Genomic DNA, 24,752 nt, shown 5'->3' with positions numbered 1-24,752 from the left:
CAAGGCATCAGGTTCATCTTTCCATATAGGCTGATCAAAATTCAGCCCCTTGGCGAAGATATTCGTTCCTTCTCAGGCCCAGCGCATCCATTTTGCGTATCTATTTCAATGACATATGTGTTCGTATTTTCGTCCCAAATGGCGCGCCACTTCCAACATATTAAATTCACATAGATTTTCACCTTGTGATCAGAACAAAACTAGGAATCTGCCGAGTGCTGGTTCGATGAGCCACGCGCATAACGCCCAGGTGGCTGGCCGACGTGGCGGCTGAAGGCCGTGCTGAAGGTGCTTGCTGAACCGTAGCCGACGCGTTCGGCAACCTCCGCGATGTCCACGTCCTGTCGGCGAAGAAGATCCTTGGCGAGCGCCATGCGCCATGCAAGCAGGTATTCCATCGGCGGCACGCCGACATTCCGTGAAAAGCGGTCGAAGAACGCGGAGCGGGACAGCGCCGCCTCTTTCGCCAGATCGGCCATCGTCCAGGGGCGCGCGGGATCGCGGTGCATCTGCCTGATGGCTTCCGCCAGCCGGGCATCGCCCAGACCCCGCAGCAATCCCGCTGGTGCATCGGGAGTTTGCGTCAGTCGTAATGCCTCGACCAGCAAAATTTCGACGAGCCGGGTGAGCACCAGCGTGCGTCCTGAACGATCCATGGCAGCCTCGTCAATCAGAAGCCTTACCAACGTCGAGAGTCTTTCCACACCGCTGACATGGATCTGTTGCGGCAGCAACGATACCAGAAGGCCGGAATCTTCGTTACCGAAGACGAAATAGCCACCCAGGATGCGAACAGATGGGGGACCGTCCGGCCTGCCATGGCGAACTTCGCCGGTCGCCACTGCCGCAACATGGGGGTCAATGAATTCGGGAATGACCGGCTCGAAGCCCGACATCACAAAGCCCGGCGTCGTCGGCAGCAGAACAAAATCGCCAGCGTGCAGGGTTAACTCAGACTGCCCATCGACGGCCAGGCGGCAGGAACCTTCGATCACGATGGCGAAACTAGGGTGGCCGAATGCGCCATAACGAACGCCCCACCGGCCGGCGCCGCTGATGCCCTTGGTGAAAACGGCCCGAGGGTGCAGCAGTCCTATTATCTCCGAGAGAGGATCGACCATATCTGGACTATAACAAACTAAAATCGGACGCTCAATTGTAGATAGTCCGACTTCGGCGGATTAGCATGGATTCATGGCATCCAACCAGGAGATAAAACATGAAAACCATACTGATAACAGGCTGCTCTTCGGGCTATGGACTTGAGACGGCTCGCTATTTCCTTTCGAAGCAGTGGAACGTCATTGCGACCATGCGCACCCCGCGGGAAGACATCCTGCCGCGCTCGGGAAACCTGCATATTCTGCCTCTGGACGTAACGAACGAAGCCAGCATCACCGAGGCCATCAACGCCGCCGGACCCATCGATGCGCTGGTCAACAACGCCGGCATCGGCGTCGTCGGCGCATTTGAAGCAACACCGCTGTCTCATATCCGCAAGGTCTTTGATACCAACACCTTCGGCGTCATGGCCATGACGCAGGGCGTCATCCCGCAGATGCGCGAGCGCCGATCCGGCGTGATCGTCAATGTGACGTCGAGCGCGACCCTGGCTCCCATGCCATTGGCGGCTGCCTACACCGCCAGCAAGCAGGCCATCGAGGGCTTTACCGGCTCTCTCGCTCATGAGCTTGCGCACTTCAATATCCAGGCCAAGCTTGTGGAACCCGGTTATGCACCGACCACGAGCTTCGCCCAGAACACCTCTGTGCGGGTCGAGGATCTTATTCCGGAGGTTTACGCAGACTTCGCAGCGCCGATCTTTCAGACATTCGCGCAGCCGGCCCTGACGACCAGAGAAATTGATGTTGCCGAGGCGGTATGGCGGGCGGTCAACGATGGCACCGGCACGCTGCGTTTCCCGGCAGGTGCGGACGCAGTCGCGCTTTCCCACGCCGCCTAACTATGCTGCGCGCCAGCTGCAATTCACGCGGAGGCCGGCGCAACACGCTTGCCTCCGGGCCGATGGGATGGGCTCAGGTGGGCCGGCTTCGATACACATACCAGGCGCCAGCCGCGCTCATCGCGGCCAGGGCATACCATGTCAGGGCGTAGACGAGGTGGCTGTTGCGGAATGTCACGACCGTCAGTCCGCCGATTGGCAGGCCGCCCGGATTGGGCGTTGCGTCCGCGTCGATGAAATAGGGTGCGACATCGCTCAGGTCTTTCGCGGCGGCGATGGCGGCGACGTCGCGGGAGAACCAGCGGTCATTTGCCGGATCGTTGGAGCGCAGGAATGCGCCGCCGGGCTCGGTGATGCGCAGGAGGCCGGTGACCGTGACAGGACCGGCGGCGATCTCACTTGCCAGACGGGCGGCGGGATCGCGGCGGTCCGCCGGCACGAAGCCGCGGTTGATCAGCACGGTCGCGTCGTCGGCAAGGCGCAGCGGCGTCAGCACCCAGAAGCCGGCGCCGCGTTCCGTCACGGCCTGCACCAGCACCGTCTTGTCGTGCTGGAAGAGGCCGGTGGCAGTGACGCGGCGGTATTCGTCTTTTTCCTGGTTGACGGCATCCCACGTCCCGCGGGCCGGCGCCGGCACGGGCTCGGCATGGATGCGGGCCTCGACGCGTTCGACAAGATCGAGCTTCCAGAACAGCCGTTGCATCTGCCAGGTACCGAGGGCGGCGAAGACCACGGCGAGCAGCAGCAAGGCGCCGGTCAGCACCCGGCGCGCGCCTCGGGAGGGCAACATTGCCCCCTCCTCTTCCCGTTGCCGGTCGATGGTCATCGTGGCCCTGCCCTATCCCGTCAGGGCATGTTCATCATCATCTCGTGGGTCATCGGCATCATGTTGGTGTTGAGGTGATGCATGACCCAGAGAGAGCCGGCGAGTGCGATGCCGACGATGACGAGGGTGAAGATCAGCGCCATCATGGTCCAGCCACCTTCCGAGCGCGGGTTCATGTGCAGGAAGTAGACCATGTGCACGACGATCTGTACGACGGCGATGCCCATGACGAGCACGGCGGTGAGGAGCTTGCTGTCCAGCACGTCCGCCATGACCAGCCAGAACGGGATCGCCGTCAGGATGATCGAGAGGACGAAGCCGGTCATGTAGCCCTTGAAGGAGCCGTGGCCGGCCTCATGTCCGTGGCTATGGGCGTGATGGGTGTCAGAAGCGCTTTCGTGGTGCGTGCTCATCCGAGAACCCCCAGCAGATAGACGAAGGAAAAGACGCCGATCCAGATGACGTCCAGGAAGTGCCAGAACATCGACAGGCACATCAGCCGGCGACGGTTTTCCGGGTTAAGGCCATACTTTTTCACCTGCACCATCAGCGTGATCAGCCAGATCATGCCGAAGGTGACGTGCAGCCCGTGCGTGCCGACCAGCGTGAAGAAGGACGACAGGAATGCCGAGCGCGTCGGGCCGGCGCCTTCGAGGATCAGGTGGTAGAACTCATACAGTTCCAGCCCCAGGAAGGCGGCGCCGAACACCCCGGTGATACCGAGCCAGACCAGCGTTTCCATCTTGGCGTTGCGCTCCATCTGGAGCATCGCAAAGCCGTAGGTGATGGAGGAGAGCAGCAGCATCGCCGTGTTGATGGCGACGAGGTTTAGGTCGAAGAGATCGGCCGGCGACGGACCGGCCGCATAGTTGCGGCCGAGCACGCCGTGCGTGGCGAAGAGCACGGCGAAGATCAGGCAGTCGCTCATCAGGTAGAGCCAGAACCCCAGCATGGTGCTGTTTTCCGGGTGATGCTCTTCCGTCACGTAGAACTGCGGTTTTTCGTCGGTCTGGACTTGGGTCGCGCTCATGGGCTCAGGTCCGTTCTGCAAGCATTTTGGTGCGCGCATCTTCCGTCGCCGTCACGGTCTCGGCGGGGATGAAGAAATCGCGGTTGTAGTTGAACGTATGGGCGATCGACACCGTGATGATGCCGATGAAGGACACGGCCGCCAGCCACCAGATGTACCAGATCAACGCGAATGCGAGTACGACGCTGAGACCCGAGAGGATAACGCCGGTGCCGGTGTTCTTCGGCATGTGGATCGACTTGAAGCCGGTCAGCGGGCGCTCATAGCCGCGGTTCTTCATGTCGTACCAGCCGTCATGGTCGTGCACGACCGGCGTGAAGGCAAAATTGTAGTCCGGTGGCGGTGACGAGGTCGACCATTCCAGCGTGCGGCCGTCCCATGGATCGCCGCTGTCGCAGCGCAGCTGGTCGCGCTTCAGGAAGCTGACGACGAGCTGGATGACGAAGGAGGCGATGCCGATCGCAATCAGGCCGGCGCCGAAGGCAGCGATGATGAACCAGATCTGCAGGGACGGATCCTCGAACTGGCTGACGCGGCGGGTGACGCCCATCAGGCCGAGCACATAGAGCGGCATGAAGGCGAAGAAGAAGCCGATCTGCCAGAACCAGAAGCTCATCTTGCCCCAGAATACATCGAGCTTGTAGCCGAAGGCCTTCGGCCACCAGTAGACGAGGCCGGCCATCAGCCCGAACAGCACGCCGCCGATGATGACGTTGTGGAAATGGGCGATGAGGAACAGCGAATTGTGCAGCACGAAGTCGGCCGGCGGGATCGCGAGCATGACGCCCGTCATGCCGCCGATGACGAAGGTGATCATGAAGCCGATGGTCCACAGCATCGGCAGTTCGTAGCGGATACGGCCGCGATACATGGTGAACAGCCAGTTGAACATCTTCGCCCCCGTGGGGATCGAGATGATCATCGTGGTGATACCGAAGAAGGCGTTGACCGAGGCGCCCGAGCCCATCGTGAAGAAGTGGTGCAGCCACACCAGATAGGACAGGATCATGATCACGCAGGTGGCGTAGACCATCGAGGCATAGCCGAAGAGGCGCTTGCCGCAGAAAGTCGCCACCACTTCGGAGAAGATGCCGAACGCCGGAAGCACGAGGATGTAGACCTCCGGGTGGCCCCAAATCCAGATGAGGTTGATGTACATCATCGGGTTGCCACCAAGGTCATTGGTGAAGAAGTTGGTGCCGACATAGCGGTCGAGCGACAACAGCGCGAGCGTGGCCGTCAGGATCGGGAAGGTCGCGACGATCAGGATGTTGGTGCAGAGCGACGTCCAGGTGAAGATCGGCATCTTCATGAAGGTCATGCCGGGTGCGCGCATCTTCACGATGGTGGCGATCAGGTTGATGCCCGACAGCGTGGTTCCCACGCCCGCCACCTGCAGGCCCCAGATGTAATAATCGACGCCGACGCCGGGACTGTAATCCACGCCGGACAGCGGCGGATAGGCGAGCCAGCCGGTGCGGGCGAATTCACCGACGAAGAGCGACATCATGATGATGATCGCGCCGCCCGTCGTCATCCAGAAGGAGAAATTGTTGAGGAATGGGAAGGACACGTCGCGCGCGCCGATCTGCAACGGCACGACATAGTTCATGAAGCCGGTGACGAAGGGCATGGCCACGAAGAAGATCATGATCACGCCGTGCGCGGTAAAGATCTGGTCGTAGTGGTGCGGGTTGAGGTAACCCTCGTTGCCGTTGAAGGCGATCGCCTGCTGGATGCGCATCATGATCGCATCGGCAAAGCCGCGCAAAAGCATGATGATCGCCAAGATGATGTACATGATGCCGATCTTCTTGTGATCGACGCTGGTGAACCACTCGTGCCAGAGATAGCCCCAGAGCTTGAACTTCGTGACCAGGCCAAGAAGCGCGATGCCGCCGAGCGCCACGACCGCGAAGGTCGCAACGAGAATGGGCTCGTGATAGGGGATCGCTTCGAGGGTAAGCCGACCGAAGATGAATTGCGTGAGGCTGATATCGCCGAACATGGGCTGTCCAATATCGTTTCGTGAGGGCATTGCGCACCCGCCGGGACCGGCGAGTGCGGCGGCGTCCCATTACATCTTGTGCATGTCGTGGTTCATCGTGGCCGGCTCCTCCTGCTGGTCATCGATGCCTTCGGCCGGCTCTTCGCTGCGCGCGGGGTTGCCGGTTTCCGGGAAGGTTGCGCCGGGTGCTGCTTCCTCGGTATGGCCACCGGCGCTGTCCGCATGGCGGTTGTCGTGCTCGAGCTTCGCCTTGTTCTCGTGGCTCTCGAGACCGCCGCCGCCCATCATGTCGACATGCATCATTTCCTTCATGCACATCTGGCCGGCGCGCACGCACATGTTGAGCACCGCCTCATAGAGCCCGTCCTCGACGGAAGAGAAGTAGCGCACGGGCTCCTTGATGCTCGGCTTTTCGAGCTTCAGGTAGGCGTCGCGGTTGAGCATCGTGCCGCCCTGCTTCACCCGGGCGACCCATTGGTCGAAACCCGCCTGATCCAGTCCGTGGAACTTGAAGCGCATGTGGGAGAAGCCGTCGCCGCTGTAGTTGGACGACAGTCCCTCGTACTCGCCTTGCTTGTTGATGACGGCGTGCAGCTTCGTCTGCATGCCGGGCATGGTGTAGATCATGCCGGCAAGGGCTGGCACGTAGAACGAGTTCATCACGGAGGATGCGGTGAGCTTGAAATTGATCGGCACGTCGACCGGTGCCGCCATCTCGTTGACCGTGGCGATGCCATAGTCCGGATAGAAGAACAGCCATTTCCAGTCGAGCGCCACGACCTCCACGTTGATCGGCTTCACCGCGTCGGTGACGGGCCGCGCAGCGTCGATTCGGTCAAGCGGACGGTAAGGGTCGAGCTTGTGGGTGCTGACCCAGGTAATAGCGCCGAGCGCGATGATAATGGCAAGCGGCGCCGACCAGATGATGACTTCAAGGCCGGTCGAGTGGTGCCATTCGGGATCATATTTGGCGGCCGTGTTCGACTGGCGGTAATGCCAGGCGAAATACACCGTCAGCAGGATCACGGGGATGATGATGATCAGCATCAGGATCGTCGAGATGACGATCAGGTCCCGCTGCTGCGCGGCGATGTCGCCGGAGGGCGACATGACGACCATGTTGCACCCTGACAGCGTCAGGAGCATCAGCGGCAGGATGATCGATAGTCGGGCTAAACTGAAGGACGTGGGCATTGCGGCCTCAACTTGCGTTCTGTCTAGTCGGCATTACTCGGGCACGGCGGCGCTTGGAAATGAGGTGCTTCGTCGCAGCGCAGCATTCTGTCGCAGTGCGATAGGAAATTTATGACTGTTCGAGGCCACAAATTTGAACTAGCGCAATTCCATCGGTTGCCAAGCGGGTCAAGGGCCATTTGCGTCAGCATCTGAACCCGCATGGTGTTCGAACGTTCAAGCCAATTCTTGATATTACACGCCGAATAGTCAACACTCGAAAGACATGGCGCACATCGCTCGGAGAAATTCATGAGTTCGGTCGCTAATCCATCGTCCTCCGGTCTCGAACGAGACGCCCGTCGCATGCATGACGACGACAAGCCGCTGTCGCCGGGCAGCATCGCCATCGGCGTGGTGATCGGCCGGACCTCGGAGTTCTTCGACTTCTTCGTCTACGGCCTCGGTTCCATTCTCGTTTTCCCGAAGCTCATCTTTTCCTTCGCGCCCAATCCGGTCGCGGCAACGCTGATGTCGTTTGCGCTGTTTCCGCTGGCCTTCATCGCCCGCCCGATCGGCTCCTTCGTCTTCATGTGGATCGACCGCAACTATGGCCGCGGTACCAAGCTGACGGCGGCGCTGGTCATCCTCGGCGGCTCGACCGCGTCTATCGCCTTCCTGCCGGGTTATGAGACGATCGGTTATTGGGCGGTCGCGCTGCTCGCGCTCTTCCGATTGGGACAGGGCTTTGCACTGGGCGGCGCGTGGGATGGCCTCGCCTCGCTGCTGAATCTCAGCGCGCCGGAAAACCGCCGCGGCTGGTATGCGATGATCCCACAGCTTGGCGCACCGATCGGCTTTGCGCTGGCCAGCATTCTCTTCGGCTACATGGTCAGCAACCTCTCCGAGGCCGATTTCCTCGCCTGGGGCTGGCGTTATCCGTTCTTCGTCGCCTTCGCGATCAACGTCGTGGCGCTCTTCGCGCGCCTTCGCATTGTCGCCAGCAAGGAATTCGGCGCGGCGATGGAGGCGCAGGAACTCCAGGCGCGGCCGATCTTCGAGATGCTCAGCAAACACAGTATGGACGTCGTGCTCGGCGCCTTCGTGCCGCTCGCAAGCTTCGCTATGTTCCACCTCGTCACGATCTTCCCCCTGAGCTGGGTCACGCTCTTCGGGGGCCAGTCGGCGGCGCAGTTCCTGTGGGTGCAGGTCGCGGGCGCAGGCCTCGGCGCGGTCGGCATCGTGCTGTCCGGCTTCATCGCCGACCGCATCGGCCGGCGCAACGAGCTGATGCTCGGCGCCGTCCTGATCGGGATCTTCTCGTTCTCCGCGCCCTTCCTGCTCGATTCCGGCAGCAAGGGGCAGGATGCCTACATCCTGATCGGCTTCTTCATCCTCGGCTTGACCTTCGGCCAGTCCTCGGGTGCCGTCTCGTCGCGCTTCACGCAGTACTATCGCTATACCGGCGCGGCACTGACCTCCGATCTCGCGTGGCTCCTCGGCGCCGGCTTTGCGCCGCTCGTGGCGCTCGGCCTCGCCAGCAGCTTCGGCATCATCTTCATCGGCGGCTACCTGATCTCCGGTGCGATCTGCACGATTGCAGCGCTGACGCTGACAAGGACGCTGGACCAGCACTAGAACGTCGGTTGGCGACAGGATCGCCGGCGGACGGGCGCTGGACGGCAACGATCAATCGGCGGGCCTTTGCAGCGCCGCCACATGCATCGGGCAGCGCAGGGTGAAGCCGATCGCCTCATAGAGCGCGATAGCGGCGATGTTGCTAGCATAGGCGTGCAGGTAGGGCTGGTCCCCGCCCTCGATGATTCGAGCGGCCACATACAGCGAAAGGCGGCGGGCATAGCCCCTGCCCCGATGGTCGGGATGCGTGCAGACCCCGCTCAATTCCGTATAGCCCGGCTGTTTCATGCGCTCGCCGGCCATGGCAACGAGCCGACCGCCCTCGCGCACGCCCCAGAAGCGCCCGAGTTCCTGGGACCGCAGGGAAAACGGGCCTGGCTTCGTCAAGGTCGCAAGCGCAAGCATCTCCTCGGCATCGGCTGTCCCGAGTGGAACGATGGAATCGTCCGGCAACGGGGAAGGAACGGCAGCCGCGATCATCTGGACGGCCGGCGCGGTCGTCAGCACCTCGAAACCGGCGGGCGCGACGACCGAATCGGCCTGGAGGAAGAGCAAGGTCTCGCCCGGGCGTGCCAGTTCGGCGAGGTCGGCAAGGGCCTGTGGGTCGTCATTCTCCGCTGCCGCGAACGGCAGGATGCCGGGCTGATAGCGGCGGGCGCAACCAGCCCCGTCGGCGAGTGCTGCATGTCGGGTGGCGAGCGCACTCCAGATCGGTCTGTCGAGAAGCACGGTCATAGCTTCTGTCCTTCCAGAACCCGGGCGCGGCGGTCGAGCGGCGCCTCGGCAAGGGCGTCTTCAAGTTGATCGAGTTTGTCTATCAGGCTGCCGTCGAGCGGATCGCAAACGCTCCGGACGGCTGCCTCGATGAGCGGCCAGATATCCCGTTTCGAACGGGCGATCAGCGCCTGCCCCTCCTCCGTCAGCGCCAGGCGCCGGATGCGCTGATCGCCAGCCTCCTTGCGAGCCGTCAGGTATCCCGCTTCGGCAAGGAGGCCCGCCATTCGGGTCACGCCCGGCTGGGTTATGCCGAGTGTCTCCGCAAGCTCCCCCACAGAAAGCGGACCGAGGCGATCGATTGCGGCGAGAAGCGGATACTGGCCCGCCTGCAGCGGCGCATCCATGCGCTCCATGATGCGTTGCGTTTCCGCCTGCACCTGTTCGCCGAGGCGGCGCAACCGGGTGCCGAGACACAGGTAGCCTAGCGCACGAACGATATCTTCTGCCATACTATATATTCCACGTTATATAATGCGTTATATTTATCGACGCATGGCTTGTCAAGAATCACTCGGGCCTTGACCAACAAGACGGGCTGCCGCGCATGGCCGGCAGTGATGAACGAAGCGGGGCCGTCCAGACCGCTCAAACCCGATGCGGCGCCGCAGCTATCCCGCCAATCCAAAGGCCGCCCGCAAGGTTGCCTCGCTTTCGCGGGCAAAACGCAGCGCCATCATGCGGCCGCGCCTATCGTCGCGCGGCGGCAAGGGGTCGGCGAGACGCTCCGCCACCCGATCGGCCGTCGTCGCAACATGCAGGATGTTTTCCACGATACAGAGACGATGTGCCAGCGAGCCGTAGCGCACGACAACCGGAATGCCCAGCTGCGCGGCGCGCCCGAGAATGCCGGAGGCGTGATCGCCGGTCGGCGGATAAAGGCACCAGACCGCATCGCTCGCCGCATAAGCCCCCAGCAGTTCGCAGTCGGAAACAGCACGATCGACCGCCACACCGCCCGCCTCGCAGAAAGCGGCCGCGTAATCCGCAACGCTTGGGGCGACCTTGCCGCAGGCGATGAACTGGAAGCGCCGGCGCAGGTCGCATGAGCGCGTATAGGTGTCGGCGAAGAGATCGAAGCCCTTGCGGCGGCTCTGCGTCCCGATTGCCGTCACCACGCCACATTCGGGCGGATGACGCTCGCGACGCAGGGTGTTGACCGCGTCGCGCTCTTCACCGGTGAGGTCCCAAAGCTGGAAATCATAGATCCAGCCGCTGGCAATGCTCGAAAAGGCCGGAAAAACGCTGAAGGGAACGATCGTCAGCGTCTGGCAGCCGGGCAAGCGCTTGAGCCATTGCAAGGCGAGCCTCTTGCAACGCTCAAGCGGTCGGCGGGAGATGACCAGAGGCATCGGACAGAGCAACAAACCGACGGTGCGCCGGCCGGTCACCACCCGCAACAGACTGGCCACGAGATAGAGGAGAAACGCCTCCTCTATCATCAGAAACAAAACCGGCGACCGGGAGAACAGAAGATCACGGACGCGCGCGCGCCGCGCACCAAACGACCGCTCCATCATCCGCAGATAGGCTTGGCGTCGACCGGTTTGACACCGCGAGTAAACAAGCGGGCGCCCGGTGGAGCCAAGGGCATCCGCCCCTTTTGCCGGCTCGCCCGTCCGGGGGGCGGACTTGACGTGTGTTTCAAGCCGCAGGTCCGAGCGCACAGCCGGACCCATTGCGGCCGGCATATCCGAGCCCGCCTGCATGATATTCTCCCGAAAATCACTGCAAAACCGCTTTCGGGCCGTCCGAGCCCGAAAACAAAAACGCTCAAGCCAGGCTGCTTGCCTTGGGCCTGCTATCATTCAGCGTCAAAGCCGCGCAGGCGAACTGCACCACCAAGACACAACCTTATCGTTAATAATTTTACTCTAACTTGCTATTGTCAAATTTCAAGGCGGATTTCACAACCATAGAGAATTGTCCGCGTGTGCCGCGCTGGAGCAGTGCCGCAAGATCTGGCCGGCAAATACAGGTTTCCCATCCTTCCCGCCCTTTGCTTGCCGCGGGGCGCCCGAGCGTCCATAAGACAAAGGAAACCACCGGTCGCGCCCAGGACGCAGGATGAACCTCAAGGAATTTGCCACCCTCATCGGCCTGTCCCAGACAACGGTGAGCCGCGCGATGAGCGGCTATCCGGAGGTGAAGGCGGAGACGCGGGCGCGCGTGCTGGAGGCGGCCGAGCGGCTCGGTTATCGGCCGAACATCAGCGCGCAACGGCTTGCAACCGGAAGGGCCGGCGCCATCGGTATCGTCTTTCAGGGTGGGGGGCGCTTCGGGCCGCATTCCAGCGAATTCATGGGCGGACTTTCGACATCGCTTCAACAGGATGGCATCGACATCCTTGTCTCCACCGTCGAGACCCTGGAAGACGAAGAAGCCGCCTATCGTGGATTTGCCGCAAGCAAACGGGTGGACGCGGTTATCGTGCACACGCCGGCTTGCGCGGACCCGCGCATCACATTGTTGCAGTCGCTGGATCTGCCCTTCATCGTTCACGGAAGAAGCGAAGCGTCAAAACCCTTCGCCTTCCTCGACATTGACAATTTCGGCGCCATCGAGACGGCAATCCGGCATCTTGCCGACCACGGCCATCGCCGCATCGCGCTGATCAACGGAGACAAGGTCAGCACCTATGCCCGCGATCGGGACAACGGCTACCGCTCGACGCTGCAAGCACGCGGTATCGCGGTCGAACCCGGGCTGATCGGCCAGGGCGAATTCACCGACGAAACCGGCTTCCGCCTGATGCAAGCCTTCCTCGCCCTCCCCGCCCCGCCGACGGCCGTGATCGCCGGTTCGATGATGTCGGCGCTCGGCGCGATGCGGGCGATCCGTGTTGCAGGCCTCCGGCTTGGGCACGACGTCTCGCTTATCGCGCATGACGACGTCTTTCCCTATCTCAGCCCGGAAAACCTCGTGCCGTCCGTTACCACGACGCAATCCTCGATCCGCGCGGCAGGCGAGCGGATCGGCGAAATGACGTTGCGGCTCCTGCAAGGCGAACCGCCTGAAGCCTTGCAGGAGGTTTGGCAGGTCGATTTCGTCATGCGCGGTTCAACAGGCGCCGCTCCGGCCTAAACCGTCAACTCCCGTCGCTCCCTCTCGGTCTCGATGGCGAGATCAAGAATCTTCTGAAGTTCGGCAGCGTGGCGGAAACCCGGCTCGACTTGCTCGCCGGCTGTCACTGCCGCTGCAAAGCGCTGGTAGTTGGTCGGCACCGTGCCGGCGTCAATCTCCCGCCAGACGGCTTTTTCGACATCCTCGCCGAGGCAGCCGCGCAGGCTCGAGCCCTCCGTAGAATGGACCACCTCCAGCGCGCCCCTGTCGCCGTGCATGCGCAGGCGCAGTTCGTTGAGATGGCCGGTTGCCCAGCGGCTCGAATGGATGACGCCGAGCGCACCATTGGCGAAGTCGACCGTCATTGCGAAGCTGTCATTGGCGTCGAGATCATATTCGCCGATCCGGTTGTCCGGCGCCTTGTCGAAGGCCTTCAATCGCGCGAAGACGTGCTCCACATCGCTTGCAGCACCGTAGCTGGCAAAGTCGAGGATGTGGATGCCGACATCGCCGAGCACGCCGTTCGAGCCGTGTTTGGTGGAAAGGCGCCAGAGCCACTGGCTTTCGGTCGCCCAGTTGCCCCAGGCCTTGGAAACCAGCCAGCTTTGCAGATAAGACGCCTCGACATGGCGCACGCGACCGATCTCGCCGGCAAGCACCATGTCGCGAGCCTTCTGCAAGGGCGCGACATTGCGATAGGTGAGGTTCACCATGGTGACGAGGCTGGAGGCTTCGGCCGCCCGCGCCATCTCGTCCGCCTTGGCGTAGTTTTCCGCCAGGGGCTTTTCGCACATGACGTGTTTGTCCGCGGCAAGCAGCGCCAGCGTCGTCGGGTGATGCGCGCGGTCGGGTGTCACGTTGGTGGCCGCATCAAAACCACCCCAGGCTATGGCGTCCTCCAGTGAAGTGAAGACGTTCGGGATGCCGTGCTGATCGGCAAAGGCTTTTGCGCGCAATGGGTCGACGTCGACGGCGCCCACCAGCTCGACCCCGTCGATCGCCGCGAAATGTTCGGCATGGTTGTTGGCCATGCCGCCGGTTCCAAGAATGAGAAGACGCATGGCAGGCCTCAGCGGTAACCGGCTTCGCCGGCTTCATGCAATTTCGGACCCCGCTCCTCGATCGGCTCGAGTGCCTTTTCGACCGGCACGTTCGGCGCATCATGAATGGCGGCGTAGGTGCCCTGCGGGTTGAAGGCCCATTTCACGCCGTTGGCGAGGACCTTCTGGACGGTGGCGTCATGATAGGTCGGATAGGTCTCGTGGCCCGGGCGGAAGTAGAAGATGTTGCCGGCACCGCGGCGCCAGGTCATGCCCGAACGGAACACCTCGCCGCCGGCAAACCAAGAGATGAACACCGTTTCCAGCGGCTCCGGCACGGAGAACTGCTCGCCGTACATTTCCTCATTTTCCAGCACGAAGTTCTCGCCGAGCCCTTCGGCAATCGGGTGGCGCGGGTTGATCACCCAGAGGCGCTCGCGCTCGCCGGCCTCACGCCATTTCAGCGCGCAGGGCGTGCCCATCAGGCGCTTGAAGATCTTGGAAAAGTGGCCGGAATGCAGGACGAGGAGGCCCATGCCTTCCCAGACGCGCTTGGCGACACGCTCGACTACCTCGTCGCTGACGGCGCCGTGATCCTTGTGGCCCCACCAGACGAGCACATCCGTCTCGGCAAGGCGCGCCTCGGTCAGACCGTGCTCCGGCTCCTGGAGGGTCGCGGTGCTGGCCTCGATTGCCGGGTCGCTGTTGAGCGCATCGGCGATCGTATTGTGCATACCGCGCGGATAGATCGAGCGCACGATCTCGTTCGTCTGCTCGTGGATGTTCTCACCCCATACGATGGTGCGTATTGCCATGTGCCATTCCTCTAAAGCCGTAAATTGAAACCGCTTTCAATTCGACGGAATCGATAGAACCAGACCCGCTTTTTTGCAAGCGGGGGGCCGCTCGATTCCGGCTCCCTATCAGTGGAATGTCGATTTGGAGAAAAGGTTCAGCACAAGAACGCCGGCAATGATCATGCCAAGGCCGATCATGGCGGCCAGATCGAGTTTCTGGCCAAAGGCGAAATAGCCGACAAGCGAGATCAGCACGATGCCTAGGCCACTCCAGATCGCATAGGCGATACCAACCGGTACGTAGCGCAGGCTCCACGACAGGAAGAAGAAGGCGATGGCATAGCAGACGACCATCGTGACGGTCGGCACGACGCGCGTGAAATGCTGGGCGGCCTGCATGGCCGAGGTGCCGAGAACCTCGAAAACGATGGCGACGACGAGGACGGCATAGACGGTGGTGAGGTTCATGGCAGTGCTCCGGCGCATGGCGGCGCCACTTGTAACAAGATCAGGACCGCGACAATGTCAGCAGCCGCTCCAGCATGGCGGCACGCTCGTCGGAATCCATGGTCGGCGAGCCGAGCAGGTCGGCCAACCAAAGGCCATCCACGGCATAGCGCACGAGCATCGCTTCAGCCGACGAATCCGTGCCGACATTTTCGGCAAGGTATCGCTCCACCCATTGTCGCCAGCGTTCGCGCAGATGCGGTTCGGAAATCAGCGCGATGGTCAAAACCTTCCACTGCTCGCCATCCTCGATGCCGTGCGGCTGGAAGAAGACCGAGACATAGGCGCGGGTGAAGCGCCCCTTCGGTTCTGCGTCGTCTCGCATCCTGTCGGCAATCGCCCGGTCGAGCTTTTCCGTGAGGTCGCCGAACAGGCCATCGAGCAGCGAGAGCTTGTTTGGAAAATGGTGCAGCAGGCCGCCCTTGCTGACGCCCGCCGCCTGCGACACCGCGTCGAGCGTGACACTGGCCGGCCCCTTCTCCAGCGACAGCTTCGCCGCAACCTCCAGCAATTGCTGGCGGACGGCTTCGGGGTGTTTCTTGCGGTGATGTGCCTTGCTCATAGTTAAACATACCGTCTGGACGGTTTCCTGTCAATCTGCCGCGCAAGCAGCGGTTTGCGCGCTTCGTCGCAGGCAAAAGGCTGGCATTGCCCGTCCGCCCACAGCGCGCTAAGACCGGAGGAACGGGAAAAGCGCATGGCCGATACGGGCGACAATCAGGAACGGCAGGGCGAGACGATCACCCTTTACCAGGCGGTCGGCGGCGACGCGGCCGTGCGGGCGCTCACTCACCGTTTCTATGAATTGATGGATACCCTCCCGGAAGCGGCGCGCTGTCGCGCCATCCACCCGCCGGATCTCTCCGGCAGCGAGGAAAAGCTCTACGAATACCTGACCGGCTGGCTCGGCGGTCCGCCGCTCTATACCGACAAACGCGGCCACCCGATGCTGCGCCGTCGCCACTTCGCGGCACCGATCGGGCCGGCGGAGCGCGACGAATGGCTGCTCTGCTTCGTCCGCGCACTGGAAGAGACCGTGCCGAGCGAGGGCCTGCGCGCCATCATCCTCGAACCGGTGACGCGGCTTGCGCACCATATGCAAAACCAGGAATGAACCCGATGTCGTTTTCGCTCCGCTCCGCGACCCTGCTCGTCGCAGGCCTGATGGGTCTCACCGGTGTCGTCACCGCGGCGGCCGCCTCGCATGGCAGCGATCCGCGCCTGATGGCCGGCGCCTCCGCCATGTGCCTTGCCCATGCACCGGCGCTGATCGGGCTCTATGCAGCCTGGCCCACCATGCGCACGGCGCCGCTCGCCGCCCTGCTGCTCGCGATCGGCACCGCGATCTTCGCCGGCGATCTCGTCTTGCGTCATTCAGCGGGACACGGCCTCTTCCCGATGTCGGCGCCAACCGGCGGCGTGATCATGATGGCGGGGTGGCTTACCGTGGCGCTCGGCGCGTTCCTGCCGCGACGGGAAGGCTGACCTCAGCCCTTCGGAATACGGGCAAAGCGCAGCAGGTTGCCGTGCGGATCGTGAATGTAAAACTCTTCCATGTTCCATGGTCGCACCGCCATCGGCGTCAGTGTTGGCACGTCGCGTTCGCTGAATTCGCGGTGCAAGTCACCGATACCGCCGCCGCGCAGATAGACGGAAGTGCGTTCACAAAGCGTCCGGTCGTCGGTCAGCCGAAAGTGCAATTCCATGTCTGGACGGCGAAGGATGAGATAATCGTCCACCTGATACACGACTTCGCTAAACCCGAGCATCGTCGTATAGAAATCGAACGTTTCCTGAATATCAAGCGACGGCAGGACCGGCAGCACTTCGATACGGTCGGGATTCTCGGCCTTGCTCACGCGCCTTCCACCAGACTGAACCCCTCGAATTTCGGCGGGCCCAGATAGATCGCCCGGTTGTCGGCGGCGTTCTTGTGTGCCTGCCGAAAGTTTTCCGATTTCGTCCAGGCGGTGAAATCGTCCTTGCTCGCCCAGACAGAATGGGAGGCGAAGAGGGTGTAGCCCTCTTCCGCATTGGTATCGCCACGCAGCAGATGGAAGGATTGGAAGCCGGGCATATCCGCCAGGCTGGAATCCCGCCCCTTCCAGATGTTTTCAAAGGCCTCTTCGTGGCCGACGGCAATCCGGAAGCGGTTCATGGCGAAGAACATGGATGACCTCGATGTCAGAGCGAATCCCGCCGCAGACGACGCGGCGCGGGGAAAGCTACGACATTGTCGTTGCGCGCTTCAAGGGCGGACGCGCCTTCGAAGGTCGGCACACGGGCCGGCGGGCGGGCACTTGCCACCGGAAACTCCGTGACATTCTCGCTTTCCAGCATTTCCGCACGACGTGTCAGCAGAGCGTATAGTTCCGGGATCAGGCCATCGCCATTCTGTGCGGCCAACTTGTGCAGGCCGATCATCATGAAGGCCTCGGGTCTTTCGTCATTCACTGGGTGGTGCCTTCCTGGCTCATGCTCTGCAGGGCGCGCTCGAAGGAGGATTTGCTGCCGTTGCGCAAGGGCACAAAGGCCTTCTCCCACTTCTTGCAGCCCGTCTTCACGCGGATGCAGGCATCGTGGCTGATACAGTCGATGGGGCAGAAGACGCAGTCGACCGAGGGCAGAACATTGTCGATGCGCGAAACCGCCTCGCGCAGCCCGCCGTCGTGATGGATGAGGTTCGCGCCATAGGAGCTGGCGATCTGGCGCAGATGCGCCACCTGGCAATCCCGGCCGCCGACATAGAGGAAGCTGCGTCCTTCGAGCATCGCCTTGCTGTTATCGGGCTTCGGGGTCGTATCGGCCGGCTGACGGGCCTGCTGCTGCTGCCTGTGCTTCTCGCGCATCGCCTTCCTCTCCGCTTCGCCGGTCCGGCGTTTGATTTTGGTGACTTCCACGCTGCGCGGCGCCTGTGGCGCCTGCACTTCAACCCTGGGGGCAACGGCCGGCGCTGCCGCCGTCGTCGGTTCCTGTGCTCCCGCGATCTGCTTCTTGAGCGCGGCAACCTGGCGTTCCAGATCCGCGATACGTCGGTCGCGCTCGGCAACCGCAGCCTTCAGGATCGCATCAGCGCGACCCGCCGTTACATAATTCATCAAACATCCCCTTTGCACTCCGCTTCAAGGGCGGAGCCTCAGTGGGGCCAACCTACAAAACTTGATTTTCAGAGTAAAGTATAAACATGACTGTGATAGTCATATTTTCGCGCAAAAAATTCCCGCCGGTCTCGGAGCGGCGGGAATACACGTCTCACTTGAAGACGATTGGCACGTTGAAGGCCCAGGACGATTTGCCGGCATTCTCCGGAATCTTGGCGAAAGGCGCCGCACGCTGCACCGAATCGAGTGCGGCCTTGTCCACTGCCGCTTCGCCAGAACTGCGCGCAACGCGTATGCCGCTCGCCTGACCGCTTGCGTTGACAACGAAACTCACAACCACGCTACCCTGCTTGCCGCCCGCCACACGCCGCTTGGCACGATTGATCTTGTTGCGGACCTTGCCCGGATAATTGCTGACAGCACTGTCGCCAGCGACAGAGGAGTTGCCCTTCTTCTGGCCGCCAACAGCGGCGATCTTGACATCGTCCGACCCGTCGATTTCGCCCTTCTTGGCGTTCTGCTTGGCCTTGCCCTCTTCACCGGCTTTCCTGACCGGCTTCGCCTTCGGCTTCTGGCGCTCGACCTTCTTGACCGGCTCTTCCTTCTTCACTTCCGGAACCGGCTTGATTTCCTCCGGCTCGACTTCCGGCTTGATCTCCGGGATCGGGATCGCGGCAATCTCCACCTCTGCGGAAGGAACGATCAACTCTTCGACCGGCTCGGAAACGACGGGGTCGGTCGGCTGCACCATCTCGGTCAATTCGGGCTGGATTTCGGTCGGCTGGATCTCCGCCACCTGTTGCGGCGTCGTTTCGGCCACGTCCGGCTGGATAGTCTCAGGCTTAATCGTATCTTCGGGCTTGCCGGATTCGGTCGCATCGAAGGCGGCACTGCCGAGCATCGCCACTTCCGCGATGACGCCACCGGCGATCATCGCACGCTCCTCCTCCGGCGCGGGCGTCATGGTCAGGATGGCTGCAGCAGTCGCATGCGCGAGCAGGGAAAACACGCCGCCGCCAACCCAAAGCCACTTGCTTCCAGACATGATATCACCCGTCATTCCGTTTCATGCGGCGCAGCCCGTCATGTGCTGCGCAACTCACCGTCGTCCTTCAGCCTTCGAGGCCGGCCGCCGCCTTGGTGCGCGTCACGATGCCGTCCATGCAGCGCCCTTTCTCAAGGCCCGCGCCTTCGCAGACCGGCGCATCGTTGATCAGCAGGTTCTTCACCGTCTCGCACTTGACGCCCGGCACGTCGAACTGGCGCACCTTCGACTTGCCGGCCGGCAAATCGCGGAAATCGAGCAGTGCCAGGCGTTCCACCGTACCCTTGTCGTTGAAGATGACGAATTCGAAGGACACCTTCGAAATATCCTGCGCAAAGCCGTTGACCGCGAGGAAGGTGAAGAGGCAGCCCTTCTGCGACCCGGCAAGCGCATTCAGTTCCACTTCCAGCCCCTTGGGCGCTGCGGCCTCCTGAGCTGCGACACTCGTGATGCCGGCAACGGAAAGCATCGCCGAAAGAAGAAGGATGCGTACGGTCATTGGCCCGCCTGTTCGATATCGGTTCGTTTCGGCCGGGTGCGACGGCCGGAGATACTTTAGCCGGTCTCAGCCAGAATTAACATGACTTTAAGGCTCCGGTATTGCGTGCATAGATAAATATGAGTAAGGAAGTCAAGATAGCAACCGCCAAATTCCTGTCAAACCGCTGTTCCGCCAAGGAAATTCACCGGAACGTGATGGTCATGGGAAAGATGGTATCCCGCATTTCGATCAAGGCCGCGCCCATGACCAACACGACCCGACCGACCCCCACCGAAATCCGCGCCTTCCGCGCCGAAAACCCGAAGATGCGCGAGCGCGACATCGCCGCCCAGCTCGGCATTTCCGAAGCTGCGCTCGTTGCTGCGGAAGTCGGCCTCACGGCCGTGCGCATCGACGGCAGCGCCAACCGCTTCCTCGAGCGTTCGGAAGCGCTTGGCGAGGTCATGGCGCTGACCCGCAACGAGAGCGTTGTGCATGAGAAGATCGGCGTGTTCGAGAAGATCACCCCCGGCAAACATGCCTCGATCGTGCTCGGCGAGAACATCGACCTGCGCATCTTCCCGGGCACCTGGGCGCACGGCTTTGCTGTGACCAAGACCGACGGCGACCAAGTGCGCCGCAGCCTGCAGTTCTTCGACAAGGCCGGCATGGCCGTACACAAGGTGCACCTGCGCCCCGCCTCCAATCTCGAAGCCTACGAGGCCATCGTCGCCGACTTCCGCCTGGACGACCAGTCGCAGGATTTCGTCGAAGTGGTTTCCGAAAAGGTCGACGACACCGGTCCGGTGGATGTCGCAGCTCTGCGCGAAAACTGGGCCTCCATGACCGACACCCACCAGTTCTTCGGCATGCTGAGGAAGCTGAAGATCGGCCGTCAGGACGCGGTGCGCAGCGTCGGCGAGGATTTCGCCCATGAGGTGCGCGCCGACGCCGTCGGCGACCTGATGCGGGCCGCCGCCGAGCGCGACGCCGACATCATGTGCTTCGTCGGCAACCACGGCACGATCCAGATCCATACCGGCCCGGTGAAGAACATCCAGCCGATGGGCCCGTGGCTCAACGTCATGGATCCGACGTTCCACATGCACCTGCGCATGGACCACATCGCCGAATGTTGGGTGGTCCGCAAGCCGACTGTCGATGGCCACGTCACCTCGCTCGAAGCCTATGATGCAAGCGGCGAGATGATCATCCAGTTCTTCGGCAAGCGGAAGGAAGGCATGACGGAGCGCACCGACTGGCGCGAAATCCTCGACGGCCTGCCGCGCCCCGACAGCGTCGCCGCCTGAGGCAGGAGCAAGCCCGGCAGCGCCCGGAATTGCATGGAAACAAGAGACAGAGCATTTCCGCGGCCCGGTTTTGCCCGGAAATGCTCGCGCTAGCCGCGAAGGATACGACCATGAGCAAGAGCTTCGATTTCCGCCGCGCCCGCCCGTGGGAAGTGGCTCTCACCGTCTTCGCCCTTTCGGCTCCGCTGCTCCTGCCGCTGGCGACACCCGGCGCCAACGGCTTCATCCGCAAGGCGGTCGCCCAGGACATGCAGCAGGTCGACAGCTCGAAGCTGGTCGCCATCGGCGGCGCGGTGACGGAAATCGTCTATGCGCTCGGCGAGGGCGGACGGCTTGTCGCGCGTGATTCCACCAGCACCTTCCCGGAAGAGGCGGTGAAACTGCCGGATGTCGGCTACATGCGCCAGCTTTCGCCGGAAGGCGTCATCGCCGTCAACCCGACCGCCATCCTCGCCGTCGAAGGCAGCGGCCCGCCGGATGCGCTGGCCGTTCTGAAGAGCGCCGGCATTCCCTTCGAGACCGTGCCGGAAGGCTATGACCGCGCGGCGATCCTCAAGAAGATCGACGTCGTCGGCAAATTCCTCGGCGTGCCGGACAAGGCGAAGGCGCTGGAAGCGGAGGTTGCGGCCGATCTCGACGCCGCCATTGCCGATGCCGCCAAGCGACCGGAAAACGAGCGCAAGCGCGTGCTCTTCATCCTCAGTTTCCAGAACGGCAAGATCATGGCTGCGGGCGGCCATACGGCCGCCGATGGCATCGTCGGCCTTGCTGGCGCAGTCAACGCGATGGAGGGCGCTTTCGAGGGCTACAAGCCAGTCACCGACGAGGCCATCATCAAGGCGAAGCCCGATGTCATCATGGTCATGACCCGCCCCGGCCATGGCAGCAGCGACGAGGAAATCCTCGCCCATCCCGCTCTTTCCGTGACCCCGGCGGGCGAGGCCAAGGCGGTCCTGCGCATGAACAGCCTGCACCTGCTCGGCTTCGGCCCGCGCACCGCCTCGGCCATCCGCGATCTCAACAAAGAACTCTACAGCAATGTCTCTCAATGATGCCGTGCGCGGCGACAGCGCGCGCGGCCTTTCCCTGATGCGCTCCGTCCAATCCCGGCCTGCCGGCGACCGGACGGCCATCGCACGGCTGACGCTTGCAGCACTTGTGCTCGTTTCGCTTGCAGCACTCGCCGTGTCGATCACGACAGGCGCGTCGGATGCGTCCGCGCTCAACGTCATCGGCGCGCTCTTCACCGGCGCGGATGACACCGCGCTCTCTATGCGCGACCGTATCATCGTCTTCGACATCCGCATGCCCCGCGCGCTGCTCGGCTTCCTGATCGGCGCCGGGCTCGCCATGTCCGGCGCGGTCATGCAGGGCCTCTTCCGAAATCCGCTTGCCGACCCTGCCCTCGTCGGCATTTCCTCCGGTTCGGCCCTCGGCGCGGTGCTGATGATCGTGCTCGGCGCCAGTCTGCCGCCCGCGCTGATGATGACACTCGGCGCCTTCGCCCTGCCGATCGCCGCTTTCGCCGGCGGCCTTCTCACAACGCTGCTGCTCTACCGCATCGCGACGCGCGGCGGACAGACCTCCGTCGCCACCATGCTCTTGGCAGGCATCGCGATTTCCGCGCTCGCCGCCGCCATCACCGGCATTCTCATCTATATGGCGGATGACAAGCAGCTGCGCGACATCACCTTCTGGAGCCTCGGCTCGCTGTCCGGCATGACCTGGGCAAAGCTTTTCGCCGCCGGCCCGATCATTCTCCTGGCGCTCCTCGTCGTGCCCTTCCTGTCGCGCGGCCTCAACGCCATCACGCTCGGCGAGGCCGCGGCCTTCCACATGGGCGTCAAGGTGCAGCGGCTGAAATACATCGCCATCGTCTCGGTTGCCGGCGCCGTCGGCGCTTCGGTCGCCGTGGGTGGCGGCATCGGGTTCGTCGGTATCGTCGTGCCGCATCTGCTGCGCATCGTCATCGGCCCGGATCACCGCTATCTGCTGCCGGCCTCTGCGCTGTTCGGCGGCGTGCTGATGCTCGGCGCCGATATGCTGGCCCGCGTCATCGTGGCACCTGCCGAATTGCCGATCGGCATCATCACCGCCCTTGCCGGCGCCCCGTTCTTCCTCTGGGTGCTGCTGCGGGACCGCACGCGCACCGGCTGGTAAGAGACCATGATCACCGCAAAAAATCTCACGGTCAGCCTCTCCGGCAAGGTCATCGTGCACAACGTGTCGCTTGACGCGAAAGCCGGTCAGTTGACCGCCATCGTCGGCCCCAACGGTTCCGGCAAGACGACGACGATGAAGGCCATTGCCGGGGAGCTGCCGAGCAAGGGCGAAATCACCATCAACGGCCACGCCCTTGGCACACTGGAACCCTGGCAGCTTGCCGTGAAGCGCGCGGTGCTGCCGCAGGCGGCCACCATCGCCTTTCCCTTCACCGTGCGCGAAATCGTCCGCCTCGGCCTCACCGTGGGGCTGAACCGGCACGCCGAGCGCATCGAGGCGATCACCTCGGACGCCTTGGCCGCCGTCGATCTCTCGGGTTTCGCCGGCCGTTTCTATCAAGAGCTTTCCGGCGGCGAGCAGCAGCGCGTGCAACTTGCCCGCGTGCTCTCCCAGATCTGGGAGCCGGTGCTCGATGGCGAGCCCTGTTTCCTGATGCTCGACGAGCCGGTCTCCGCCCTCGACATCCGCCACCAGCTGACGATCATGCAGCTTGCCCGGCGCTATTGCGAAGGTGGCGGCGGCGTCATCGCGGTCATGCACGACCTCAATCTCACCGCCATGTTCGCCGACCATATGGTGATGATGAAGAACGGCCGCATCGAGCGTTCCGGCGCGCCTGCCGACGTCATGACCGATGACGCCATGGAAGCCGTCTTCGGCTGCCGTATGCGCATCAACGGTGTGCCGGCAGGCGGCGTCCCTTTCGTTCTGCCACACACCGCTTCGGCCTGATTTTCCAGCATCTTACGGAACCTTTTTCCGCTCTCCGCGTTTCCTGCCCCGACAAGACCGTTCCGCCAAGGGGGTGGAGCGTTGTTTAGCCCGCGCATAGCGCTGGCGACCGCAAAAGGAGAAACGGCATGGCCAACGGACTGTTTTCATCCCGCAGCAAGAGTGTTCGCAACGGGCTTCATGACGAGGCGCAGGCCGTTGAGGAGCAGATCGCCGAACTGCGCGAGGAGATCGCCTCCCTCACCCGCCTGCTGGCCAGTGACGCGTCGAGCGGCGCAAGCAGCATCCGCAAGAAGGCCCGCGCCGCAAAGGCACAGGCGAGCGATGCGGCGCACGATCTCAAGGACCGCGCCGAAACCGACATCCGCGATATGATCGCCGCCGGCGAGGATATCCTGGCCGACTTCCAGGAGCGCTATCGCGATTCCGGCCATCGTGCCCGCAAGGCCGTGCAAGATCATCCGCTCGCAACGCTCGGCATCGCCGCCGCCGCCGGCTTTGTCATTGCAGCCCTGCTGCGACGCTAACGCCTTTCCCGATACGCCACGGGCACGCCCCGTGGCGTTCCTTTTTTGCGGAGTTCACACGGCATGCTTTCACTGGGGGCCATTCTCATCCAGAACCTCGTCACCCGCGTCACCGACCGGGTGGACGAGACGATGGACATCGCCAAGCGCAATGCGATTGCCGGCCTGGTCATCGGCCTGCTGCTGATCACCGCCTATGTGTTCGGCCTGGTCGCCACGGCGATCCTGCTCTCGGAACACTACGGCACCGTGCCCGCCCTCTTCGGCCTTGCCGGCGGCTTCCTGCTGTTTGCACTTCTCATCCTGGCCGTGGTTGCAATGCGCAACAAGCGGGAAAGGGAACTGCGCCTAATCCGCCGCCAGCAGCTTGCCGTACGCCGCGACCTGATGGCAGCGGCGGCGACGGTCGCCGTGAAGAAACCGTTCGCGGCAACAGCCGTCGCCCTCGCCCTCGGCTTCCTGCTCGCGCCAAAATCCCGCCGCGACGACTGATCCCCTATTTTTTGGGACAGCG

At 62.7% G+C, this 24,752-nt stretch carries 30 protein-coding genes; 11 read left to right on the top strand and 19 right to left on the bottom strand.

What is annotated here, in order from left to right; all coding sequences use genetic code 11:
- Positions 1–200 precede the first annotated feature (200 nt).
- Positions 201–1,121 carry an AraC family transcriptional regulator gene (locus tag ACT6VE_RS00510; RefSeq protein ID WP_444796678.1) on the bottom strand — a complete coding sequence of 307 codons (921 nt, stop codon included), beginning with the start codon at positions 1,119–1,121 and terminating at the stop codon, positions 201–203.
- Between the two features lie 98 nt (positions 1,122–1,219).
- On the opposite strand from ACT6VE_RS00510, the gene ACT6VE_RS00505 reads away from it, so the two are divergent.
- On the top strand, positions 1,220–1,963 hold the full coding sequence (locus ACT6VE_RS00505; RefSeq protein ID WP_444796677.1) for an SDR family oxidoreductase: 744 nt from the start codon (positions 1,220–1,222) through the stop codon (positions 1,961–1,963).
- Between the two features lie 73 nt (positions 1,964–2,036).
- Here ACT6VE_RS00505 and ACT6VE_RS00500 read toward each other — a convergent pair whose 3' ends face one another.
- The 5 genes from ACT6VE_RS00500 to cyoA all read right to left on the bottom strand — a co-directional run bounded on the left by ACT6VE_RS00500 (position 2,037) and on the right by cyoA (position 7,021).
- On the bottom strand, positions 2,037–2,753 hold the full coding sequence (locus ACT6VE_RS00500) for an SURF1 family protein (protein WP_444796676.1): 717 nt from the start codon (positions 2,751–2,753) through the stop codon (positions 2,037–2,039).
- Positions 2,754–2,809: 56 nt separating this feature from the next.
- A complete protein-coding gene (gene cyoD, locus ACT6VE_RS00495; protein WP_444796675.1) occupies positions 2,810–3,202 on the bottom strand; it encodes a cytochrome o ubiquinol oxidase subunit IV in 393 nt (130 codons plus the stop codon).
- Positions 3,199–3,819 (bottom strand): cytochrome o ubiquinol oxidase subunit III, encoded by a 621-nt coding sequence (gene cyoC / locus ACT6VE_RS00490; protein WP_444796674.1) that lies wholly within the window; start codon positions 3,817–3,819, stop codon positions 3,199–3,201. The genes cyoD and cyoC overlap by 4 nt, the downstream gene beginning before the upstream one ends.
- Positions 3,820–3,823: 4 nt before the next feature.
- A complete protein-coding gene (cyoB, locus tag ACT6VE_RS00485; protein WP_444796673.1) occupies positions 3,824–5,827 on the bottom strand; it encodes a cytochrome o ubiquinol oxidase subunit I in 2,004 nt (667 codons plus the stop codon).
- Between the two features lie 69 nt (positions 5,828–5,896).
- Complete coding sequence (gene cyoA, locus ACT6VE_RS00480) at positions 5,897–7,021, bottom strand: ubiquinol oxidase subunit II (protein WP_444796672.1); 1,125 nt, start codon at positions 7,019–7,021, stop codon at positions 5,897–5,899.
- Between the two features lie 291 nt (positions 7,022–7,312).
- Between cyoA and ACT6VE_RS00475 the strand changes: the two genes are divergently transcribed.
- The gene (locus tag ACT6VE_RS00475) at positions 7,313–8,638 is read left to right on the top strand and encodes an MFS transporter (RefSeq protein WP_444796671.1); all 1,326 of its coding nucleotides are present in this window, start codon (positions 7,313–7,315) and stop codon (positions 8,636–8,638) included.
- A 51-nt stretch (positions 8,639–8,689) separates the two neighbouring features.
- Here ACT6VE_RS00475 and ACT6VE_RS00470 read toward each other — a convergent pair whose 3' ends face one another.
- The 3 genes from ACT6VE_RS00470 to ACT6VE_RS00460 all read right to left on the bottom strand — a co-directional run bounded on the left by ACT6VE_RS00470 (position 8,690) and on the right by ACT6VE_RS00460 (position 10,854).
- Positions 8,690–9,373, bottom strand: a complete 684-nt coding sequence (locus tag ACT6VE_RS00470; protein ID WP_444796670.1) for a GNAT family N-acetyltransferase — start codon at positions 9,371–9,373, stop codon at positions 8,690–8,692.
- Positions 9,370–9,864 carry a MarR family winged helix-turn-helix transcriptional regulator gene (locus ACT6VE_RS00465; RefSeq protein WP_444796669.1) on the bottom strand — a complete coding sequence of 165 codons (495 nt, stop codon included), beginning with the start codon at positions 9,862–9,864 and terminating at the stop codon, positions 9,370–9,372. Before ACT6VE_RS00465 ends, ACT6VE_RS00470 begins: the two co-directional genes overlap by 4 nt.
- Before the next feature lie 159 nt (positions 9,865–10,023).
- A complete protein-coding gene (locus tag ACT6VE_RS00460) occupies positions 10,024–10,854 on the bottom strand; it encodes a hypothetical protein (RefSeq protein ID WP_444796668.1) in 831 nt (276 codons plus the stop codon).
- A gap of 625 nt (positions 10,855–11,479) precedes the next feature.
- Between ACT6VE_RS00460 and ACT6VE_RS00455 the strand changes: the two genes are divergently transcribed.
- The gene (locus tag ACT6VE_RS00455) at positions 11,480–12,496 is read left to right on the top strand and encodes a substrate-binding domain-containing protein (RefSeq protein ID WP_444796667.1); all 1,017 of its coding nucleotides are present in this window, start codon (positions 11,480–11,482) and stop codon (positions 12,494–12,496) included.
- On the opposite strand, the gene ACT6VE_RS00450 is transcribed toward ACT6VE_RS00455, so the two are convergent.
- From ACT6VE_RS00450 to ACT6VE_RS00435, 4 genes are all read right to left on the bottom strand, one after another.
- The gene (locus tag ACT6VE_RS00450; protein WP_444796666.1) at positions 12,493–13,536 is read right to left on the bottom strand and encodes a Gfo/Idh/MocA family protein; all 1,044 of its coding nucleotides are present in this window, start codon (positions 13,534–13,536) and stop codon (positions 12,493–12,495) included. The genes ACT6VE_RS00455 and ACT6VE_RS00450 overlap by 4 nt on opposite strands.
- Before the next feature lie 8 nt (positions 13,537–13,544).
- Positions 13,545–14,330 carry a ThuA domain-containing protein gene (locus tag ACT6VE_RS00445; protein ID WP_444796665.1) on the bottom strand — a complete coding sequence of 262 codons (786 nt, stop codon included), beginning with the start codon at positions 14,328–14,330 and terminating at the stop codon, positions 13,545–13,547.
- 108 nt (positions 14,331–14,438) lie between these two features.
- A complete protein-coding gene (locus ACT6VE_RS00440; protein ID WP_069057917.1) occupies positions 14,439–14,780 on the bottom strand; it encodes an SMR family transporter in 342 nt (113 codons plus the stop codon).
- Positions 14,781–14,820: 40 nt separating this feature from the next.
- On the bottom strand, positions 14,821–15,381 hold the full coding sequence (locus ACT6VE_RS00435) for a TetR/AcrR family transcriptional regulator (RefSeq protein ID WP_444796664.1): 561 nt from the start codon (positions 15,379–15,381) through the stop codon (positions 14,821–14,823).
- 135 nt (positions 15,382–15,516) lie between these two features.
- Here ACT6VE_RS00435 and ACT6VE_RS00430 point away from each other — a divergent pair, with 135 nt between their 5' ends.
- Positions 15,517–15,933, top strand: a complete 417-nt coding sequence (locus ACT6VE_RS00430) for a group II truncated hemoglobin (protein WP_444796663.1) — start codon at positions 15,517–15,519, stop codon at positions 15,931–15,933.
- A gap of 5 nt (positions 15,934–15,938) precedes the next feature.
- A complete protein-coding gene (locus tag ACT6VE_RS00425; RefSeq protein WP_444796662.1) occupies positions 15,939–16,304 on the top strand; it encodes a DUF423 domain-containing protein in 366 nt (121 codons plus the stop codon).
- Positions 16,305–16,306: 2 nt separating this feature from the next.
- On the opposite strand, the gene ACT6VE_RS00420 is transcribed toward ACT6VE_RS00425, so the two are convergent.
- From ACT6VE_RS00420 to ACT6VE_RS00395, 6 genes are all read right to left on the bottom strand, one after another.
- A complete protein-coding gene (locus tag ACT6VE_RS00420; protein ID WP_444796661.1) occupies positions 16,307–16,678 on the bottom strand; it encodes a bleomycin resistance protein in 372 nt (123 codons plus the stop codon).
- Positions 16,675–16,989 carry an antibiotic biosynthesis monooxygenase family protein gene (locus tag ACT6VE_RS00415; protein ID WP_069057913.1) on the bottom strand — a complete coding sequence of 105 codons (315 nt, stop codon included), beginning with the start codon at positions 16,987–16,989 and terminating at the stop codon, positions 16,675–16,677. The genes ACT6VE_RS00420 and ACT6VE_RS00415 overlap by 4 nt, the downstream gene beginning before the upstream one ends.
- Before the next feature lie 14 nt (positions 16,990–17,003).
- Positions 17,004–17,273, bottom strand: coding sequence for a hypothetical protein (locus ACT6VE_RS00410; RefSeq protein ID WP_069057912.1), 270 nt, complete (start codon positions 17,271–17,273; stop codon positions 17,004–17,006).
- The gene (locus tag ACT6VE_RS00405; protein WP_069061292.1) at positions 17,270–17,668 is read right to left on the bottom strand and encodes a DUF2325 domain-containing protein; all 399 of its coding nucleotides are present in this window, start codon (positions 17,666–17,668) and stop codon (positions 17,270–17,272) included. Before ACT6VE_RS00405 ends, ACT6VE_RS00410 begins: the two co-directional genes overlap by 4 nt.
- A gap of 403 nt (positions 17,669–18,071) precedes the next feature.
- Positions 18,072–18,965: a TonB family protein gene (locus ACT6VE_RS00400; RefSeq protein WP_444796660.1), complete on the bottom strand. Its 894-nt coding sequence runs from the start codon at positions 18,963–18,965 to the stop codon at positions 18,072–18,074.
- Between the two features lie 67 nt (positions 18,966–19,032).
- The gene (locus ACT6VE_RS00395) at positions 19,033–19,464 is read right to left on the bottom strand and encodes a hypothetical protein (RefSeq protein WP_444796659.1); all 432 of its coding nucleotides are present in this window, start codon (positions 19,462–19,464) and stop codon (positions 19,033–19,035) included.
- 245 nt (positions 19,465–19,709) lie between these two features.
- Here ACT6VE_RS00395 and ACT6VE_RS00390 point away from each other — a divergent pair, with 245 nt between their 5' ends.
- The 6 genes from ACT6VE_RS00390 to ACT6VE_RS00365 all read left to right on the top strand — a co-directional run bounded on the left by ACT6VE_RS00390 (position 19,710) and on the right by ACT6VE_RS00365 (position 24,730).
- Complete coding sequence (locus ACT6VE_RS00390) at positions 19,710–20,756, top strand: hemin-degrading factor (protein WP_444797425.1); 1,047 nt, start codon at positions 19,710–19,712, stop codon at positions 20,754–20,756.
- Positions 20,757–20,866: 110 nt separating this feature from the next.
- Positions 20,867–21,808, top strand: a complete 942-nt coding sequence (locus ACT6VE_RS00385) for a heme/hemin ABC transporter substrate-binding protein (protein WP_444796658.1) — start codon at positions 20,867–20,869, stop codon at positions 21,806–21,808.
- A complete protein-coding gene (locus ACT6VE_RS00380) occupies positions 21,795–22,916 on the top strand; it encodes a FecCD family ABC transporter permease (protein WP_444796657.1) in 1,122 nt (373 codons plus the stop codon). The genes ACT6VE_RS00385 and ACT6VE_RS00380 overlap by 14 nt, the downstream gene beginning before the upstream one ends.
- 6 nt (positions 22,917–22,922) lie before the next feature.
- Positions 22,923–23,711: a heme ABC transporter ATP-binding protein gene (locus ACT6VE_RS00375; RefSeq protein ID WP_444796656.1), complete on the top strand. Its 789-nt coding sequence runs from the start codon at positions 22,923–22,925 to the stop codon at positions 23,709–23,711.
- Between the two features lie 128 nt (positions 23,712–23,839).
- The gene (locus ACT6VE_RS00370; protein ID WP_444796655.1) at positions 23,840–24,238 is read left to right on the top strand and encodes a glycine zipper domain-containing protein; all 399 of its coding nucleotides are present in this window, start codon (positions 23,840–23,842) and stop codon (positions 24,236–24,238) included.
- Positions 24,239–24,301: 63 nt separating this feature from the next.
- The gene (locus ACT6VE_RS00365; RefSeq protein WP_444796654.1) at positions 24,302–24,730 is read left to right on the top strand and encodes a hypothetical protein; all 429 of its coding nucleotides are present in this window, start codon (positions 24,302–24,304) and stop codon (positions 24,728–24,730) included.
- Positions 24,731–24,752 lie beyond the last annotated feature (22 nt).

The sequence above is a fragment of the Shinella sp. genome (genome assembly GCF_052438155.1).
In the GTDB taxonomy this organism is placed as follows: domain Bacteria; phylum Pseudomonadota; class Alphaproteobacteria; order Rhizobiales; family Rhizobiaceae; genus Shinella.
The sequence above is the reverse complement of the archived record's forward strand: the minus strand, read 5'-3'. Positions and strand labels throughout refer to the sequence as shown.

What these genes read in the sequence shown, in the direction of transcription:
- ACT6VE_RS00435 (WP_444796664.1), bottom strand. Translation starts at nt 15,381, where the DNA reads ATGAGCAAGGCACATCACCGCAAGAAACACCCCGAAGCCGTCCGCCAG.
- cyoB (WP_444796673.1), bottom strand. Translation starts at nt 5,827, where the DNA reads ATGTTCGGCGATATCAGCCTCACGCAATTCATCTTCGGTCGGCTTACC.
- ACT6VE_RS00365 (WP_444796654.1), top strand. Translation starts at nt 24,302, where the DNA reads ATGCTTTCACTGGGGGCCATTCTCATCCAGAACCTCGTCACCCGCGTC.
- cyoD (WP_444796675.1), bottom strand. Translation starts at nt 3,202, where the DNA reads ATGAGCACGCACCACGAAAGCGCTTCTGACACCCATCACGCCCATAGC.
- ACT6VE_RS00440 (WP_069057917.1), bottom strand. Translation starts at nt 14,780, where the DNA reads ATGAACCTCACCACCGTCTATGCCGTCCTCGTCGTCGCCATCGTTTTC.
- ACT6VE_RS00425 (WP_444796662.1), top strand. Translation starts at nt 15,939, where the DNA reads ATGTCGTTTTCGCTCCGCTCCGCGACCCTGCTCGTCGCAGGCCTGATG.
- ACT6VE_RS00380 (WP_444796657.1), top strand. Translation starts at nt 21,795, where the DNA reads ATGTCTCTCAATGATGCCGTGCGCGGCGACAGCGCGCGCGGCCTTTCC.
- ACT6VE_RS00465 (WP_444796669.1), bottom strand. Translation starts at nt 9,864, where the DNA reads ATGGCAGAAGATATCGTTCGTGCGCTAGGCTACCTGTGTCTCGGCACC.
- ACT6VE_RS00395 (WP_444796659.1), bottom strand. Translation starts at nt 19,464, where the DNA reads ATGACCGTACGCATCCTTCTTCTTTCGGCGATGCTTTCCGTTGCCGGC.
- ACT6VE_RS00460 (WP_444796668.1), bottom strand. Translation starts at nt 10,854, where the DNA reads ATGATAGAGGAGGCGTTTCTCCTCTATCTCGTGGCCAGTCTGTTGCGG.
- ACT6VE_RS00370 (WP_444796655.1), top strand. Translation starts at nt 23,840, where the DNA reads ATGGCCAACGGACTGTTTTCATCCCGCAGCAAGAGTGTTCGCAACGGG.
- ACT6VE_RS00500 (WP_444796676.1), bottom strand. Translation starts at nt 2,753, where the DNA reads ATGTTGCCCTCCCGAGGCGCGCGCCGGGTGCTGACCGGCGCCTTGCTG.
- ACT6VE_RS00455 (WP_444796667.1), top strand. Translation starts at nt 11,480, where the DNA reads ATGAACCTCAAGGAATTTGCCACCCTCATCGGCCTGTCCCAGACAACG.
- cyoA (WP_444796672.1), bottom strand. Translation starts at nt 7,021, where the DNA reads ATGCCCACGTCCTTCAGTTTAGCCCGACTATCGATCATCCTGCCGCTG.
- ACT6VE_RS00390 (WP_444797425.1), top strand. Translation starts at nt 19,710, where the DNA reads ATGACCAACACGACCCGACCGACCCCCACCGAAATCCGCGCCTTCCGC.
- ACT6VE_RS00400 (WP_444796660.1), bottom strand. Translation starts at nt 18,965, where the DNA reads ATGTCTGGAAGCAAGTGGCTTTGGGTTGGCGGCGGCGTGTTTTCCCTG.
- ACT6VE_RS00445 (WP_444796665.1), bottom strand. Translation starts at nt 14,330, where the DNA reads ATGGCAATACGCACCATCGTATGGGGTGAGAACATCCACGAGCAGACG.
- ACT6VE_RS00430 (WP_444796663.1), top strand. Translation starts at nt 15,517, where the DNA reads ATGGCCGATACGGGCGACAATCAGGAACGGCAGGGCGAGACGATCACC.
- ACT6VE_RS00475 (WP_444796671.1), top strand. Translation starts at nt 7,313, where the DNA reads ATGAGTTCGGTCGCTAATCCATCGTCCTCCGGTCTCGAACGAGACGCC.
- ACT6VE_RS00375 (WP_444796656.1), top strand. Translation starts at nt 22,923, where the DNA reads ATGATCACCGCAAAAAATCTCACGGTCAGCCTCTCCGGCAAGGTCATC.
- cyoC (WP_444796674.1), bottom strand. Translation starts at nt 3,819, where the DNA reads ATGAGCGCGACCCAAGTCCAGACCGACGAAAAACCGCAGTTCTACGTG.
- ACT6VE_RS00470 (WP_444796670.1), bottom strand. Translation starts at nt 9,373, where the DNA reads ATGACCGTGCTTCTCGACAGACCGATCTGGAGTGCGCTCGCCACCCGA.
- ACT6VE_RS00385 (WP_444796658.1), top strand. Translation starts at nt 20,867, where the DNA reads ATGAGCAAGAGCTTCGATTTCCGCCGCGCCCGCCCGTGGGAAGTGGCT.
- ACT6VE_RS00510 (WP_444796678.1), bottom strand. Translation starts at nt 1,121, where the DNA reads ATGGTCGATCCTCTCTCGGAGATAATAGGACTGCTGCACCCTCGGGCC.
- ACT6VE_RS00405 (WP_069061292.1), bottom strand. Translation starts at nt 17,668, where the DNA reads ATGCGCGAGAAGCACAGGCAGCAGCAGCAGGCCCGTCAGCCGGCCGAT.
- ACT6VE_RS00505 (WP_444796677.1), top strand. Translation starts at nt 1,220, where the DNA reads ATGAAAACCATACTGATAACAGGCTGCTCTTCGGGCTATGGACTTGAG.
- ACT6VE_RS00415 (WP_069057913.1), bottom strand. Translation starts at nt 16,989, where the DNA reads ATGTTCTTCGCCATGAACCGCTTCCGGATTGCCGTCGGCCACGAAGAG.
- ACT6VE_RS00450 (WP_444796666.1), bottom strand. Translation starts at nt 13,536, where the DNA reads ATGCGTCTTCTCATTCTTGGAACCGGCGGCATGGCCAACAACCATGCC.